Source organism: Bradyrhizobium sp. 23AC, from assembly GCF_054863025.1.
The window spans coordinates 267,773-283,660 of the sequence record NZ_JAVAYN010000003.1; the positions used below are offsets into that span (position 1 = coordinate 267,773).

Below are 15,888 nucleotides of genomic sequence, written 5' to 3' on the forward strand. Positions count from 1 at the left end.
GCAGCACATGACCTGGTCGATCATCGCGCGAGACCCTTCCACCGGCCAGTTCGGCATCGCTGTTGCGACACGCTTCTTCGCCGTCGGCGCACGCGTGCCGTATATTGCCGCCGGGCTCGGCGCCATCGCCACGCAGGCCTTCGTCAATCCCTATTACGGCATCGACGGCGTCAGGCTGCTGCGTGAAGGCCTCAATGCGCACGACGTGCTGGCCGCGCTGCTCGCGACCGACGATGGCCGCGAGAGCCGTCAGATCCACATCATGGGTGCGAGCGGCGAGATCGCCGCACATACCGGGCGTGACTGCGTCGACTGGTGCGGGCACATCGCAGGTAGCGGCTTTTCCATCGCCGGCAACATGCTGGCGGGCGCCGACGTAATCGATGAGACCGCGAAGACCTACATCGCCAACGACAGCCTGCCTTTCCCGCGCCGTCTGCTCGCCGCGATGCGCGCCGGGGAAGCCGCCGGCGGCGACAAGCGCGGCAAGCAGTCCGCCGCGCTGTTGATCCACGGCGAGGAGGAATGGCCGGCGCTGGACATTCGCGCCGACGACCATCCCGATCCGCTCGGCGAGCTCGAACGGCTTGAGCAGGTCAGCCACGAGCTCTGGGTGCATTTTCGCACATCCATGCCGACGCGGCAGAACCCGGCCGGCAACACCGATCGCAGCGTCATCGACGCCAGCATCGCCGCCGCGCGTGCAAGGCAATCATGAGCGCGAGCCCTCTCATCGAGATCAGGGACCTCCGCATCCGCTTCCACGGCGACGACGGCCGCATCACCCACGCGGTCGACAGTGTCGACCTCAGTGTCGCCAACGGCGCGACGCTCGGCCTCGTCGGCGAATCCGGCTGCGGCAAGAGCGTGACGTCGCTGGCCATCATGGGCCTGCTGCCGAAACAAAGCGCGGAGATATCGGGCGCGATCCGCTTCGACGGCCTCGACCTCCTGCAGACTCCGGACCAGACCCTGCGCAATTTGCGCGGCAACCGGCTCGCGATGATCTTCCAGGAGCCGATGACCTCGCTCAATCCGAGCTTCACCATCGGCGACCAGATCATCGAGACCATTTTGCGCCACCGCGGCGGCTCGCGGAAAAGTGCGCGCGAGCGGGCGATCGAGCTGCTGCGCCGGGTCCACATCCCCTCGCCCGAGCGGCGCGTCGACGAATATCCGCACAAGCTCTCCGGCGGCATGCGCCAGCGCGTGATGATCGCGATGGCGCTGGCCTGCGACCCGCGCCTGCTGATCGCCGATGAGCCGACCACTGCGCTCGACGTCACCTTGCAGGCGCAGATCCTCGAGCTGATGCGGGAGTTGAAGGCGGCAAGCGGCGCCGCCATCATCCTGATCACCCACGATCTTGGCGTCGTCGCCGAGGTCTGCGACGAGGTCGCGGTGATGTATGCCGGCGAGATCGTCGAGCGCGCGCCGGTGGACGAATTGTTCTCGGCGCCACAGCACCCCTACACCGTCGGCCTGCTAGGCTCGATCCCGCGGCTCGACCACCGGGCCGAACAGCTTGCGACGATCGAGGGTATGGTGCCGAACATGGCGCAGCCGCCGGCAGGCTGCCGCTTCGCCGCGCGCTGCCCGTTCGTGCTGGACGCCTGCACCACGGCGCCGCCACCGCTGATCGAAGTCAGGCCCGGCCACCTCTCGCGCTGCGTCCGCGCGCCGCTCGAACGCCTGGTGTCGTGATGGCGCTGCTCGAGGTCACAGGCCTGGTCAAGCATTTCGTCGCCGAGCGCTCGCTGTTCGGCCGGGCACTGGCGCACGTCAAGGCGGTCGATGGCGTCAGCTTCTCGCTCGAGGCCGGCAAGACGCTGGCCCTGGTCGGCGAATCCGGTTGCGGCAAATCCACCGTCAGCCGCCTCGTGCTGCGGCTGATCGAGCCGGATGCGGGCATGATCCGGTTCGACGGGCGCGATCTCCTCTCGCTTGATCCCAATGCGCTCCGGGCCTTCCGCCGCGAAGCTCAGATCATCTTTCAGGACCCCTATGCCTCGCTCAATCCGCGCATGACGGTCGGCCAGATCCTGACCGAACCGCTGGCACTGCACGATCTCGTGCCACCTGCGCAGCGGCGCGCGCGCGTCGCGGAGCTGCTGCGGCTGGTCGGCCTCGAGCCGAGGCTGGCGCGGCGTTATCCGCACGAATTCTCCGGCGGCCAGCGCCAGCGCATCGCCATTGCCCGCGCGCTCGCGGTCGAGCCGAAGCTGATCATCTGCGACGAGCCGGTCTCGGCGCTCGACGTCTCGATCCGCTCGCAGATCCTCAATCTGCTGCGCGAGCTCCAGGACCGGCTCGGCCTCGCCTATATTTTCGTCTCGCACGACCTCGCCGTGGTCAAGCACATCGCCGACCACGTCGCGGTGATGAATCTCGGCCAGATCGTCGAGACGGCGGAGGCGGATGCGCTGTTCGCCTCGCCGCGCCATCCTTATAGCCGGGCGCTGCTGTCCGCGATCCCGCTGCCACAGCCGAAGGCGAAGCGCGCGACCGTCCTGCTGGAGGGCGAGATTCCGAGCGCGCTCAATCCGCCCGCTGGCTGCCGCTTCCACACCCGCTGCCCGTTCGTGATCGAGCGCTGCCGCAACGAGGCGCCGGCGCTCTTGGCCGACGGCTCGGGCCACGCCACCGCCTGTCACCGCACGGCGGAGCTGCCGTCTGCCGACGGCATCCTGCCGGCAGCCGGCGGGTTTTCGCCGGCGCTTGCAAAATTGGTCGCGGCCTTCAGCCGAAAGACGGAAGGCGCTGCCACCGCCGGGGTTGGTATACAAGGCGCCGCGCCCACAACGACATAGCCGAAGTAATGGGGATTGTCCGATGAAGATGTTTCGCCTGGCCGCAACGGCCGCCGCTGTCCTGCTGTCGCTTGGAGCCGCGCAGGCTCAGACCACGCTGCGCATCGGCCTCGCCGAGGACCCTGACATCCTCGATCCCACGATGGCGCGCACCTATGTCGGCCGCATCGTGTTCTCCGCCTTCTGCGACAAGCTGTTCGACATCGACGAGAAGCTCAACATCGTGCCGCAGCTCGCGCTGTCGAGCGAAACCGCCGACGACGGCAAGGCGCTGGTCATCAAGCTCCGGCCCGGCGTGAAATTCCACGACGGCGAACCGTTCGACGCGGAAGCCGCCAAGTTCTCGCTTGAGCGCCATCTGACGTTCCCGGGATCCTTCCGCAAGCCCGAGCTTGCCTCGGTCGATCACATCGACATCGTCGATCCCCTCACGGTCAAGCTGGTGCTGAAGTCGCCGTTCTCGCCGCTGCTCGCTCAACTCACCGACCGCGCCGGGATGATGGTGTCGCCGAAGGCGGCGAAAGAGGCCGGCGACAAGTTCGGCCTGCGCCCGGTCTGCGCCGGCCCCTATAAATTCGTCGAGCGCGTGCAGCAGGACCGCATCGTGTTCGAGAAATTTGCGGACTATTGGAACAAGGACAACGTCTTCATCGACAAGATCGTGTTCCAGCCGATCGTCGATGCCACCGTGCGGCTTGCGAACTTGAAATCCGGCGGCCTCGATTTGATCGAGCGCGTGCTCGCCACCGATCTGAAGGAGGTGCGCGCGGATTCACGGCTGAAGGTCGCGACCGCCATCGAGCTCGGCTATCAGGGCGTCACGCTCAATATCGGCAAGGACAAGGCCAAGGGGCCGCTCAGCCAGTCCGCCAAGGTGCGCCAGGCGCTCGACCTCGCGATCGACCGCGACGCCATCAACCAGGTCGTGTTCAACGGCGAGTTTCAGGTCGGCAATCAATGGGTCAACCCTGATCATCCCTACTACCAGAAATCCCTTCCGGTCCGTCCCCGCAACGTCGAGAAGGCCAAGGCGCTGCTGAAGGAAGCCGGCGTGACACCGCCGGTCAGCGTCGATTTCCTGGTGCCCAAGGGCGCGGAGACCGAGACGCCGGCGCAAGTGATCCAGTCAATGGCAGCCGAGGCCGGGTTCGACATGAAGATCCGCCTCACCGAATTCGCGACCGGGCTGAAGCAGGCGGAGTCCGGCGATTACCAGGCCTATATGCTTGCCTGGAGCGGGCGCGTCGATCCCGACGGCAACACCTTTGTATTCCTGCACAGCGGTGCGCCGCAGAATTACGGCGCGTGGAACAACCCGCAGGCCGACAAGGCGCTGGAGGACGCGCGATCGGTCACCGATCCCACCAAGCGCAAGGCCAGCTATGAGGCCCTGGCCAAGCTGGTCCAGGACGAGGAGCCGCTGCTGTACCTCTACCACCGCCGCATCATCATCGCGCACACGACCAAGCTCGAAGGCTACAAGCAGATGCCCGACGGCCTCGTGCGCGTGATCGGGCTCAAGCTGAAGTGACGCCGCCAGAATGCTGAACTTCCTCGCCCGCCGTCTTGCGCAGATCGTGCCGACACTGTTCTTCGTCTCGGTGCTGATCTTCTCGCTGCAGCAATTGCTGCCGGGCGATCCCGCGCTGGTGATGGCGGGCGAGGAGCGCGATCCGGCCGTGATCGAGCAGATCCGCCACCAGTACCGGCTCGATCAGCCGGTCCCGGTGCAGTACGCCTACTGGATCAAGGGCGTGCTCTCGGGCGATTTCGGCGAGTCGCTGCGCAACAAGATGCCGGTGCGCGAGCTGATCGCTCAGAAGCTGCCGGTGACGCTGCAGCTCGGCGGCATGGCGATCGTGATCGCGTTCCTGATCGGCATCCCCGCCGGCATCGTCGCCGCCGTGAAGAAGGGCTCGGCCTGGGACTACGGCGCGAACCTGTTTGCGCTGTGGGGCATCTCGACGCCGAATTTCTGGCTCGGGATCATGCTGATCTTCCTGTTCTCGATCGAGCTCGGCTGGCTGCCGGCGTCCGGCTACGTGCCGCTCACCGAGAACTGGCGCGCGAGCCTGGCGGCCACCATCATGCCGGCTTTCGTGCTCGGCAATGCCATTGCCGCGGTCCTGATGCGGCATACCCGGAGCGCCATGCTGCAGGTGCTGGAAAGCGACTACGTCCGCACCGCCCGGGCCAAGGGACTGTTGGAGCGCTCGGTGATCCTGAAGCACGCCATGCGCAATGCGCTGACGCCCGTCATCACGCTCGGCGCGCTCGAGCTCGGTACGCTGTTGTCCGGTGCCGTCCTGACCGAGCAGATCTTCTCCATTCCCGGCTTCGGCAAGCTGATCGTGGATGCCGTCTTCAACCGCGACTACGCCGTCGTGCAAGGCGTGGTGCTGGTGACGGCCACGATCTACATCACGCTGAATCTCGTTGCCGACATCGCCTATATCCTCGTCAATCCGCGGCTTCGGGGCTAGATCCATGACCGACGCCGCGCTGCCGGGCCCTCTCACGCAAGCCGACGAGCTGGATAGCCCGGCCCGCCGCGCGCGTCGACGGCTGTTCAAGCGCAAGGCGGCGGTGTTCGGGCTCGTCGTGCTCACGATGTTCATCGTACTCGCAATGCTGGCTCCGCTGATCGTGCCCTATGATCCCATCGCGACGAGCTGGAGCCTGGTGCGCAAGCCGCCCACCTCGGCGCATTGGTTCGGCACCGATGAGCTCGGCCGTGACATCTTCAGCCGGATCGTCTACGGCGCGCGCGCCTCGCTGCTCGCGGGCCTCATCTCGGTGGCGATCGCGCTCGGCATCGGCGTGCCGCTCGGTCTCGTCGCCGGCTATCGCGGCGGCTTTATCGATGCGCTGATCAGCCGGATCACGGATGCGATGCTGGCCTGCCCGTTCCTGATCCTGGCGATCGCGCTGGCGGCGTTCCTCGGGCCGAGCCTGGGCAATGCCATGATTGCGATCGGCATCTCCGCAACACCGATCTTCATCCGCCTGACCCGCGGCCAGGTGCTCGTCGTCAAGGCCGAGGACTATGTCGAGGCCGCGCGCGCGCTCGGCAACCCGCCGTGGCGGATCGCGCTGTCGCATATTCTGCCGAACATCCTGCCCGCGCTGCTGGTGCAGGCGACGCTCTCGATCGCCGCCGCCATCATCGCCGAAGCCGCGCTGTCGTTCCTCGGCCTCGGCCAGCAGCCGCCGGCGCCGTCCTGGGGCAGCATGCTCAATGCCGCGCAACGCTTCCTGACCCAGGCACCGTGGATGGCGATCTGGCCGGGCCTTGCGATCTTCCTCGTGGTGCTGTCGCTGAACCTGCTCGGCGACGGCCTGCGCGACGCGCTCGATCCGCGGCAGCGCTGAGATCTAAAGAAAGAGACCTCGCCTGGCGCGCCGACGGAGGTAGCGTTCCCTCCCCCCTTGTGGGGAGGGCTAGGGAGAGGGGTAGCCCAGGAAAAGGCGCCGGTTGATTGCGCGCGGAGGACGGCTGCGCCACGGAGGGAATCCCCGTGTGGCACCCCCTCCCTGCCCCTCTCCCACAAGGGGGGAGGGAACGGAGAGAGCGTTGCCGTCAGAAACTCTAGATCACCACTTCCCGCAATACCCGACGGCAATCCATCTCGTATTCGAGATCGACCACGGGCGGGCGGGCGAAATGCCAGGTCAGGCCGGAGCGCAACGCGCCACGGCGCACCAGTTCGTCGACGAGCGCATGGTGGAAGTCGTGCACGGAATAGGCCTGCACCGCGGTGGTGTCGCTCCAGCCGAAGCCGAAAGCCGCCATCCGGTTTTCCATCTGCGACGTCGTCGTGAAGCGCACCTTCTCCCGCAGCCCCTCCGGGCTGAGGTCGCGATAGCGCACGGTGCGCTCGACATAGGTGCCGCTGCCCTCGCGCGCCTCGGCACCGCCTGATATCACGAAGGACGGCGCTTTCGAGCGGGTCGGACGCGTGAACGAGAACGCATAGAACGACGGCTCGGACGGCGGATCGATCTCGGGACAGACATTGCTGCGCGCCACCGGATTGGTGGTGCCGTCGAAGATGCCCCATTCGGACAGCGTCTTCACGTAGTGCAGGTTGAAGGCGCGAAAGCCCTCTTCGCTGAAGGCTGCCGGTGAACGCAGCTCGCAGGCACAGAACGCCGTCAGCGGACGCCCTGCCTCCTGGATGAATTTAGCCGCCAGCGCAAACCCTTCCGCGAGCGGGACCACACGGTCGAAGCGGACGCGTTCGATTTCGTAGCCGTCATCCGCGGCCGCGCCTGCCGAATACTGGAACACGGACGGAATGAAACGATAATTGCCGGCGGAGAAGTCACGCATCATGTCGAACCCCTATTCCAGTTGCATGCGAATGCCCTTGGCGCCGTTGAGCAGGCGCTTCAGGTGAAAGCCGGCCAGGGAATCGTCGGCGTGCATGCCGACCAGCGCGGCAAAGGCCGGCATGGCTGCGGCATCGCCGGCCTCCATCTTGGCGAAAGCCTCCGAATACAGCGCCGTTTCCGGCGCTTCGAACTTGCCCGGTGGCAGCGGCTCGAAGGCGCGCAACGGCTCGCTGCGTCCGCGCAGCATCAGCTCCCCCACGGGGCGGCCCTGAAAATTCTCGGCCGCCTCGGCGACGCTGGCGCTGACGCAAATGCGGGTGCCCAGATGCTTGTTGGCGGCCTCCAACCGCGCCGCAATGTTGATGGAATCCCCATAGGCGGTGTAGTCGAAGAAGCGATTGCCGCCGAAATTGCCGACCAGCGCGGGACCGGCGTGAATGCCGATGCGGGTGGCACCGAAGGTCACCCCCATGGCGCTCTGGCGCCTGCGAAAGTCCTGCGCCCAGGCGTCGAGCTCATGGGCGCAGGCGACCGCACGCGTGGCATAATCCGGCTGATCGCCGGGCGCGTTGAAGAGCACCTGGATCGCATCGCCGATGATCTTCGCGACCGTGCCCTCATGGACGAAAACGACTTCGGTCATGCCGCCGACATACTCGTTGAGCAACTTACCCAACGTCTCGGGTGGCGCGCTCTCGACCAACGAGGTGAAGCCGGTAATATCGGTGAAGATGGTGGCGACATCGCGCCACTGTACTTCGATGCCCTCGCCGTCGCCGCTGGCGGCCAAACGCTTGGCAAGCTCGGGCGAGAAATGGCGTGACAGCGCGGCGTGGGCGCGCTCGGCTTCCATCTGGCGCCGCCGCACCTCGCGCAGCATCTCGATATGGCGGATGGTCTTCCCGATCGTGGCTTCCAGATCGGCAAAGTCGATCGGCTTGGTCAGGAAGTCGAACGCGCCGCGGTTCATGGCGGTGCGGATGTTGCTCATGTCACCATAGGCCGAGACGATGATGGTCGATTTCTTGTCCTCGGCCTCCTGGAGTTTCGCGAGCAGCGATAGCCCGTCCATCCTGGGCATGTTGATATCGGAGACCACCATGTCGACCTGCGGATTCTGCTCGAGCGAGGCCAGCGCCTCGAGACCGTCGCGGGCGAATATGATGGCGACCTGTCCGTCGCGGATCTGCCTGCGAAACTTTTGCAGGACGAGCGCTTCGAGATCCGGCTCGTCGTCGACGAAGAGGATGGTCGCGCTCATGCGGCTTGCTCGAGCCTCGTGTCGATCTCCTGCCGCAGCAAGGCAAAGTCGATCGGCTTGGTGAGGAGGCCGACGGCGCCGCGCTCGATCGCCTTTCGCCGCGTCTCGGCGTCGCCATAGGCCGTGATCATGATGACGGGAACGTCCGGATGCGCGGCACGCACCTTCGGCAGCATGTCGAGCCCGCTCATGCCGGGCATGTTGATGTCGGACAGGATCAGGATCAGCGAGGGATCGCGAACCTCGGCGGCCCGCTTCAGGGCATCTGGCGCGGAGGAGGCAAACTCCATCTGGAAGCGGCCGGCGCGCAGCTCGCGCCGGAATTGCTGCCGGAACAGCGCCTCGACGTCGGGCTCGTCATCGACGACCAGGATGTAAACGTTCACGACTTGCCTCCGGAAGTGCCGTCCGCCGCCATCGTGCGCGGCAGGGTGATGATGAATTCGGTGAATACACCTTGTGTGGTGTTCACGTCGATGGTGCCGCCGTGCTGCTTCACGACGATGTCATGGCTCATGGACAGCCCGAGCCCGGTGCCCTCGCCGACCGGCTTGGTGGTGAAGAAGGGATTGAACATCTTCTCCTTCACCTCGGGCGGAATTCCGGTGCCATTGTCACGGATTCGGATCTCGACCCTGCCGCCGAGATCCTTGGTTGCCGCGCTCAAGGTCGGCTCGAAGGTCTCATCCGCGCTCTCCTTGCGTTTTGCCGTGGCATAGAAGCCGTTCGAGATCAGGTTGAGGAAGACGCGCGTGATCTCCTGCGGATAGATGTCGACCATGCCGGCAGCGGGATCGAACGTGCGCTGGAGCGTGACGTTGAAGGAGGGACGTTCGGCCCGCGCGCCGTGATAGGCGAGATTGAGGCTCTCCTCCACGACCGCATTGATGTCGACCGCCCGATGCTCGCCGGAGCCCTCGCGCGAATGCAACAGCATGTTCCTGACGATGGAATCGGCGCGCTTGCCGTGCAGCACCACCTTCTCGAGATTGCTCCTGAGTATGCCGGTCAGCTCGTCGACCTCCTCCCTGGTCTTACCGTCGAGCGCAGCCGATTGCAGGGCCTCCTTGAGCTCGTCGATCAGCTCGGTGGAGACCGCGGAGAAATTGTTGACGAAGTTGAGCGGATTCTTGATCTCGTGAGCGATGCCGGCGGTGAGCTGACCGAGCGAGGCAAGCTTCTCGGTCTGGATCAGGCGATCCTGAGCGGCGCGCAGGTCGTCGAGAGATCGCGACAACTCTGTCGTGCGTTCCTGAACCTCCTCGAACAATCGAACATTTTCGATCGCGATAAGGGCTTGGTCTGCAAAGGTCGTGGCGAGTTCGATTTGCTTCTCGCTGAAGGGACGCACCATATGTCGCGTCAAGACGAACACGCCGATTGGCGATCCTTCTCGAAGCAGGGGGACACCGAGCATCGTACGCACATTGGACCGCCTTCGCGCGGATGAGGGTGCATAGTCCGGATCGGCCTGCACATCGGGGACGTGAACCGTCTTGGCTTCGAGCAGCGTACGCCCGACCACACTTCCCCGTTCTGGTAAAGAAGCAAAGGTCCGAAGCTTGCTTTCCTGCTCCGCATCGAGGCCGCAGCTTGCCGCCAAATAGAAAACGCCATCGCGCGGTCGAAAGATCGTTCCCTCGTCGGCGTCACACAAGCGGGCGGCCGATCCGACGAGCGTATTCAGCACGGTTTGCAGATCGAACGCCGAGCGGCTGATGACCTTCAGCACGTCGGCGGTCGCCGTCTGCTGCTGGAGAGACTCGCTCAATTCCGCTGTTCGCCGTTCGACCTTGTTTTCGAGGTCGGCATAGGATTCCTGCAAGCGCGCGCCCATGTCGTTGAACTGGTCGGCGAGCCCTTCGAGCTCGTCGCCCGTCCGGATCGAGATGCGCTGGGAGAAGTCGCCACCGCCGATCCGTTCGGCGCCGCTGCGCAGCGCCTGGATCGGCCCGACCATGCGGCGCGCAAGGAATATCCCCGCAAGCACCGCGAAGATCGACGCCCCGAGCAGCACGATCGCAAGCCGCTGCAGCGAGGCGTAGAGCGAGGCATAGGCCTCCTCGACCGGCAGCTCGACGAACATGGTCCAGTGCAGCGGCTCGATCGGCGCCGATGCGGTCAAGACCTTCTGGCCCTGGATGTTGCGCGCTTCCTCGAGCGCGTCCGGCATGGTGCCGCCAGCAGCCTGCGCGGCGCGCACCTGCGCGAGGCCGGACATGTCGGTATTGCGCAGCACGAGACTGATATCGGGATGCGCGATTAGGCGCCCTTCCGGGCCGACCACATAGGCATGCCCGTGCTGCCCGACCTTGATCTGCGAGACCACGTCCCAGATCAGCTTGAGATTGACCTCGGCAATGCTGACGCCGGCATCCCTGCGCGCGCCGGCTAGCGCCAGCGTCATGTAGGGCTCGGACTCCCGGCGGAAATAGACCGGGCCGTAATAGACCTTGTGCGCGACCGCCGCGGTGAACTTCGGATCATTGGATAGGTCGATCCCGCTCTCGATCGCGTCCATCGCCAGCCGCGAGACCCGCAACCGTTCCTTGCCGGTCGAGTCCACCTGGGCAAGCTCGGTGATCCCGGGGACCTGGCGCAGCAGCCGCAGCGCGTCGAACCGGCGCTGCTCGATCGAGCCCGCCGACCACGGCAGTTGCGTGGTCCAGCCGAGCTGGCTTTCGATCTCCTTGACGAACTGGCCGATCTTCGCCGCGGCCGCCTCGGCCTGCTCATGCTGGACCCGGATCAGCGAAGCCTTGTGCTCGCGATAATAAAAGAAGACCTCGAATAGGCCGTTGGCCAGCAGCGCGATGGCCACGACGGCCACGAACAGAGCGACATATTTGGTGAACAGCCGGGTCCTGATCCCCCGCCCCGCGGCCGCGCCGGAGGCAGCGCCAGCCGTAGCCGCGCTCGGCAGCGTCCTGGCTTGCGGGGCGTCGGGATGAAGGGAAAGGCTCATGCCCCCAAATCTAGCAAGAAGGCGGCACCTTGTCTTTCGCTAGCACGGGACAAGGCCCTGTCCATTGGACCCCGCGCCAGCGCCCCGGGCACAACGAAAAAGGCGGCAGCGGAATGACCGCTGCCGCCCTCTGGTTCGCTTGCTAGTTAACGGCGTCAGGTCGGCCGCAGCGCCTTGGAGCCGAGGTCGAGCTCGTTGACCTGCTTGTTCCGCTCGGAATCGGCCGCCGCGCGATGGTCGGTCGCCAGCACCACGTAGACCGCGGGCAGCACGAACAGCGTGAACAGCGTGCCGATCGACATCCCGGCCACGACGACCAGGCCGATCGAGAAGCGGCTGGCCGCGCCCGCGCCGGTCGCGGTCAGCAGCGGGATCAGGCCAGTCACCATCGCGGCCGTCGTCATCAGGATCGGCCGCAGGCGGATGCGGGCCGACATTTCGATGGCCGAGCGGCGGTCGAGCCGCTCGTTGACCTGGAGCTCGTTGGCGAACTCCACCATCAGGATGCCGTGCTTGGTGATCAGGCCGACCAGGGTGAGCAGACCGACCTGGGTGTAGATGTTCATGGTCGCCACGCCGAAGAACAGCGGGATCAGCGCACCGACGATCGCCATCGGCACCGAGATCATGATCACCAACGGGTCACGCAAGCTCTCGAACTGCGCGGCCAGCACCAGGAAGATGATGATCAGCGCGAAGCCGAAGGTGATCGCGAGCTGATTGCCTTCCTGCACGTACTGCCTGGAGTCCGCGAGATAGTCGTGGCTGAAACCTTGCGGCAGCTTCTTGGCCTCGCTTTCGAGGAAGTCGACCGCCGCACCGACGGTCACGCCGGGCATCGGCACGGCCGAGAACGTCGCCGAATTGAGCTGATTGTAGTGCGTCAGCGAGTTCGGATCGGTCTTGGTCTCGATCGACACCACCGTCGACAGCGGAAGCTGTTGGCCGGTGTTGGTCGTCACATAGAAGCCGCCGAGCGATTCCGGCGAGAGCCGCTTGGCGCGCGGAACCTGCGGGATCACCTGGTAGGACCGGCCCTCCAGATTGAAGCGATTGACGTAGTTGCCACCCAACAGGACCGCGAGCGTGGCGCCGAGGTTCTGCATGTTGACGCCGAGATCTTGTGCCTTGGTACGGTCGATCGTCACCTTCACGTTCGGCTGGTTGTAGGCAAGATCGCTGTCGGAGACGATGAACATGCCGCTCTTGCGCGCAGCGTCCTTCAGCTTCTCCATCTGCTCATAGACCGTCTGGAACCCGGCGGTGGAATTGATCACCATCTGCACTGGAAGACCGCCAGGCCCGCCCGGCAGCGGCGGCAGGTTGAATGCGAAGGCCTGCACGCCCTCGATCTTGGAGAGCTCGGCCTGCACCAGCGGCTTCAACTGGATCGACGAGCGCTTGCGCTCCTCCCAGGGCTTGAGCAGCATGCCGGCGATGCCGCCCTGCGGGCCGTTGATGCCGTTCAGCACGAAACGCAGATCGGTCTCGGGAAATTTCGAAAATTCGTGGTCGAGCTTGTCGCCGTAGAAATCGACATAGTCGATGTTGGCGTATTTCGGCGCCTTGGTCACCGCGAACACGATGCCCTGGTCTTCCTCGGGCGCCAGCTCCTTCGACGTGTGCATGTAGAGGAAGCCGACGAGTCCGAGGATCGTCACCGCGAACAGGCCCGTGATCGCCTTGTAGTCGAGCGAGCGGTCGAGCCTGCGGCCATACCAGCGCGTCAGCGCACCGAACACCTTGTTGACGGCCTTGGCGAAGCGGCCCTCTTCGGTGTTCTTCAGCAGCACCGAGCACATCATCGGCGACAATGTCAGCGCGATCACGCCCGACACGATCACCGAGCCCGCCAGCGTAAAGGCGAATTCGCGGAACAGCGAACCGGTGAGGCCGCCAAGGAAGCCGATCGGCGCGTACACCGCGGCGAGCGTGATGGTCATCGAGATGACCGGGCCGACGATTTCACGCGCGCCTTGCAGCGACGCCTGGACTGGCGTCTTGCCCTCCTCCAGATGGCGATGGATGTTTTCCACCACGACGATGGCGTCGTCGACCACGAGGCCGATCGCGAGCACCATCGCAAGCAGGGTCAAAAGGTTGAAGCTGAATCCCAGCGCCAGCATCAGGGTGCAGACGCCGATCATCGACAGCGGGATGGTGACGACGGGAATGATGACCGACCGCAGCGACGCCAGGAACAGGAAGATCACCACGATCACGATGATCACGGCTTCGCCGAGCGTCTTCTCCACCTCGTCGATCGAGGATTGGATGAACTTGGTCGAATCATAGGCGACCTTCATCTTCATCGACGGCGGCAGATTGCGCTCGAGCTCGGGGAACAGCGCGCGCACGCCCTTGACCAGTGTCAGCGGATTGCCCTGCGGGGTTGCCTGCACACCGATGAAGATCGCGTGCTCGCCGTTGAAGGCGACGCTCGCGTCCGTGCTTTGGGCGGCAAGCTCGACAGTGCCGATGTCCTCCATCCGCACGAAGCCGCCGTCCTTGGCCTTGACGATCATCTTCTTGAACTGGTTGACGTCGGTCAGGCCCGTGTTCGTCGAGACGTTCGAGACGATGAGATAGCCCTTGGTCTGGCCCGCCGCGGACTGGAAGTTGTTGGCGGTGATCGCCGCAGCGACGTCAGCCGGCGACACGTTGCGGCCGGCCATCTTCTCGGGATCGAGCCACAGCCGCATCGCGAAGGTCTGGCCGCCGAGAATGTCGGCGGAAGCCACGCCGTCGACGGTCGACAGCACCGGCTGCACCACGCGCGTCAGATAATCCGAGATCGCCGAGCCCGAGAGCTCCTCGGACGAGAAGCCGAGATACATCACGGCCGTGGTCTGGCCAGTGGTCTTGGTGACGATCGGGTCGTTGGATTCCTTCGGGATCAGGTATTTGACCGAATTCGTCTTCGCCAGCACCTCGGTGAGAGCCTGGTTCGGATCGAAGTTCAGCTTGATGTAGACCTGGATCGTCGAGGTGCCGAGCACCGAGGACGAGGTGATGTAGTCGACGCCCTCGGCGGACGCGACCGCCTGCTCGATCGGCGTCGTGATGAAGCCCTGGATCAGGTCCGCGGACGCACCCGGATAGACGGTCGTGATGTTGATGACCGTGTTCGACAGCTTGGGATATTGCCGGATCGGCAGCACCATCGCCGCGCGCAGGCCGATCAGCAGGATCAACAGGCTGACGACGACCGACAGAACCGGGCGTTTGATGAAAATGTCGGTAAAGCGCATCGCGGCGATCTCGATTTATATGTCTCAAGAAAAGTGATCCGGCCGAGCCGGATCACTTGAGTGCCAATGGATCAGTAGCGCGGCGGCTGCGCCGGGATCTGCGGAGCCGGGTCGGTCGAAATCGACACCGCTGCACCCGATTGCAGCTTGAGCTGGCCGACGGCAACGACCTTGTCGCCCGCCTTCACGCCCTTGATGATTTCGACGCGACCTTCGACCCGATTGCCGGTCTGCACGAAGGTGCGCACCGCGGACAGGCTGGTCTTGCCGTCGGCTTCCTTCTTCTCGGTGATCACGAACACCGAGTCGCCGTACAGCGTGTAGTCGACCGCCGTCTCCGGAACGGTGATCACGGCCGGCTTGTCCGGCAGCACCACCGTGGTGGTCACGAACATGCCGGGCTTCAGGATCTTCTCCGGATTGGCGATCGTCGCCTGCACGCGGATATTGCGGGTGTCGGTCGAGATTTGCGGTTCGATCGTGGTGATCTTGCCTTCGAAGATGCGGCCCGGATAGGCATCGACCTTCAACCTGACCGTCTGGCCGACCTTGAGGCTGCCGGAATCCTTTTCCGTCACGGTGAAGTTGGCCCACAGCTCGGAAAGGTCGGTCAGCGACACGATCGCCGTACCCGCCGTCAGATATTGACCGACCTCGACCTTGCGCATGCCGAGATCACCGGAGAACGGCGCGCGCACCAGCTTCTGCGAGATCAGCGCTTCGGTCTTGGCGATACCGGCTTGCGCCTGGTCGTAGGCGGCCTGCGCGTTATCGACGGTCGCCTGCGGACCGAACTGGCGCGAGGCCAGCTGCTTGGCGCGATCGAGTGACAGCTGCGCCACGGTCGCCTGGGCCTTGTAATTGGCAAGATCGCCCTGCTCCGGTGCGTCGAACAGCTGGACCAGCGGCGTGCCGGCTTCGACCCGCGTGCCCGGCGCGAACTTGATCTCGGTGACGCGGCCGTTGACGTCGGCGCTGACGTCGACCTGGTGCACGGCGACGAGGCCGCCGACCGCGGTGAGCAAGTTCGGCACCACCTCGGACTTGGCCTCTGCCGCGCTGACCGCGGTCGGCGGGGGCTTGTTGTTGGCGAAGAACTGCTTGATCATCTGGCCGCGGAAATAATTGAACCAGACGAGGCCGCCGACCAGCACCGCCAGGAGCGTGCCGACGATGATGAACCAGAGCACCGGCCGGACCGGACGCTTGGGAGCCTTGTTGTCGATCGGTTCGCCCGAAATCTTGTGTTCGGTTACGATGTTCATG

General features: G+C 64.9%; 12 protein-coding genes. 6 read left to right on the top strand and 6 right to left on the bottom strand.

Features of this window, described 5'->3' with window-relative positions; translation table 11 throughout:
- The first annotated feature begins 7 nt into the window (after window positions 1-7).
- From RAD10_RS09620 to RAD10_RS09645, 6 genes are read left to right on the top strand one after another with little or no spacing between them, the layout of a single operon-like run.
- Entirely contained in the window at window positions 8-718 is a 711-nt protein-coding gene (locus RAD10_RS09620) for a DUF1028 domain-containing protein (protein ID WP_461617256.1), read from the top strand.
- Window positions 715-1,704, top strand: coding sequence for an ABC transporter ATP-binding protein (locus RAD10_RS09625; protein WP_461617257.1), 990 nt, complete (start codon window positions 715-717; stop codon window positions 1,702-1,704). The genes RAD10_RS09620 and RAD10_RS09625 overlap by 4 nt, the downstream gene beginning before the upstream one ends.
- Window positions 1,704-2,810, top strand: a complete 1,107-nt coding sequence (locus RAD10_RS09630; RefSeq protein ID WP_461617258.1) for an ABC transporter ATP-binding protein — start codon at window positions 1,704-1,706, stop codon at window positions 2,808-2,810. The genes RAD10_RS09625 and RAD10_RS09630 overlap by 1 nt, the downstream gene beginning before the upstream one ends.
- Before the next feature lie 22 nt (window positions 2,811-2,832).
- Entirely contained in the window at window positions 2,833-4,341 is a 1,509-nt protein-coding gene (locus RAD10_RS09635; protein WP_461617259.1) for an ABC transporter substrate-binding protein, read from the top strand.
- Between the two features lie 10 nt (window positions 4,342-4,351).
- Window positions 4,352-5,293 (top strand): ABC transporter permease, encoded by a 942-nt coding sequence (locus RAD10_RS09640; RefSeq protein WP_028143444.1) that lies wholly within the window; start codon window positions 4,352-4,354, stop codon window positions 5,291-5,293.
- A 4-nt stretch (window positions 5,294-5,297) separates the two neighbouring features.
- On the top strand, window positions 5,298-6,182 hold the full coding sequence (locus tag RAD10_RS09645; RefSeq protein ID WP_461617260.1) for an ABC transporter permease: 885 nt from the start codon (window positions 5,298-5,300) through the stop codon (window positions 6,180-6,182).
- Between the two features lie 217 nt (window positions 6,183-6,399).
- On the opposite strand, the gene cnbZ is transcribed toward RAD10_RS09645, so the two are convergent.
- The 6 genes from cnbZ to RAD10_RS09675 all read right to left on the bottom strand — a co-directional run bounded on the left by cnbZ (window position 6,400) and on the right by RAD10_RS09675 (window position 15,887).
- Window positions 6,400-7,146 carry a 2-amino-5-chloromuconate deaminase CnbZ gene (cnbZ, locus tag RAD10_RS09650; protein ID WP_461617261.1) on the bottom strand — a complete coding sequence of 249 codons (747 nt, stop codon included), beginning with the start codon at window positions 7,144-7,146 and terminating at the stop codon, window positions 6,400-6,402.
- Window positions 7,147-7,155: 9 nt separating this feature from the next.
- Window positions 7,156-8,406 carry an adenylate/guanylate cyclase domain-containing protein gene (locus RAD10_RS09655; protein WP_461617262.1) on the bottom strand — a complete coding sequence of 417 codons (1,251 nt, stop codon included), beginning with the start codon at window positions 8,404-8,406 and terminating at the stop codon, window positions 7,156-7,158.
- The gene (locus RAD10_RS09660; RefSeq protein ID WP_018315558.1) at window positions 8,403-8,792 is read right to left on the bottom strand and encodes a response regulator; all 390 of its coding nucleotides are present in this window, start codon (window positions 8,790-8,792) and stop codon (window positions 8,403-8,405) included. The genes RAD10_RS09655 and RAD10_RS09660 overlap by 4 nt, the downstream gene beginning before the upstream one ends.
- A complete protein-coding gene (locus RAD10_RS09665) occupies window positions 8,789-11,371 on the bottom strand; it encodes a sensor histidine kinase (protein ID WP_461617263.1) in 2,583 nt (860 codons plus the stop codon). The genes RAD10_RS09660 and RAD10_RS09665 overlap by 4 nt, the downstream gene beginning before the upstream one ends.
- Before the next feature lie 155 nt (window positions 11,372-11,526).
- Window positions 11,527-14,622, bottom strand: a complete 3,096-nt coding sequence (locus tag RAD10_RS09670; RefSeq protein ID WP_038972774.1) for a MexW/MexI family multidrug efflux RND transporter permease subunit — start codon at window positions 14,620-14,622, stop codon at window positions 11,527-11,529.
- Window positions 14,623-14,693: 71 nt separating this feature from the next.
- Complete coding sequence (locus RAD10_RS09675) at window positions 14,694-15,887, bottom strand: efflux RND transporter periplasmic adaptor subunit (RefSeq protein WP_461617264.1); 1,194 nt, start codon at window positions 15,885-15,887, stop codon at window positions 14,694-14,696.
- Window position 15,888: the final 1 nt, after the last annotated feature.

Bases quoted from the DNA above. Each gene is read 5' to 3' on its own strand.
- RAD10_RS09630 (WP_461617258.1), top strand. From the start codon at position 1,704: ATGGCGCTGCTCGAGGTCACAGGCCTGGTCAAGCATTTCGTCGCCGAG.
- cnbZ (WP_461617261.1), bottom strand. From the start codon at position 7,146: ATGATGCGTGACTTCTCCGCCGGCAATTATCGTTTCATTCCGTCCGTG.
- RAD10_RS09670 (WP_038972774.1), bottom strand. From the start codon at position 14,622: ATGCGCTTTACCGACATTTTCATCAAACGCCCGGTTCTGTCGGTCGTC.
- RAD10_RS09640 (WP_028143444.1), top strand. From the start codon at position 4,352: ATGCTGAACTTCCTCGCCCGCCGTCTTGCGCAGATCGTGCCGACACTG.
- RAD10_RS09675 (WP_461617264.1), bottom strand. From the start codon at position 15,887: ATGAACATCGTAACCGAACACAAGATTTCGGGCGAACCGATCGACAAC.
- RAD10_RS09635 (WP_461617259.1), top strand. From the start codon at position 2,833: ATGAAGATGTTTCGCCTGGCCGCAACGGCCGCCGCTGTCCTGCTGTCG.
- RAD10_RS09625 (WP_461617257.1), top strand. From the start codon at position 715: ATGAGCGCGAGCCCTCTCATCGAGATCAGGGACCTCCGCATCCGCTTC.
- RAD10_RS09665 (WP_461617263.1), bottom strand. From the start codon at position 11,371: ATGAGCCTTTCCCTTCATCCCGACGCCCCGCAAGCCAGGACGCTGCCG.
- RAD10_RS09645 (WP_461617260.1), top strand. From the start codon at position 5,298: ATGACCGACGCCGCGCTGCCGGGCCCTCTCACGCAAGCCGACGAGCTG.
- RAD10_RS09620 (WP_461617256.1), top strand. From the start codon at position 8: ATGACCTGGTCGATCATCGCGCGAGACCCTTCCACCGGCCAGTTCGGC.
- RAD10_RS09655 (WP_461617262.1), bottom strand. From the start codon at position 8,406: ATGAGCGCGACCATCCTCTTCGTCGACGACGAGCCGGATCTCGAAGCG.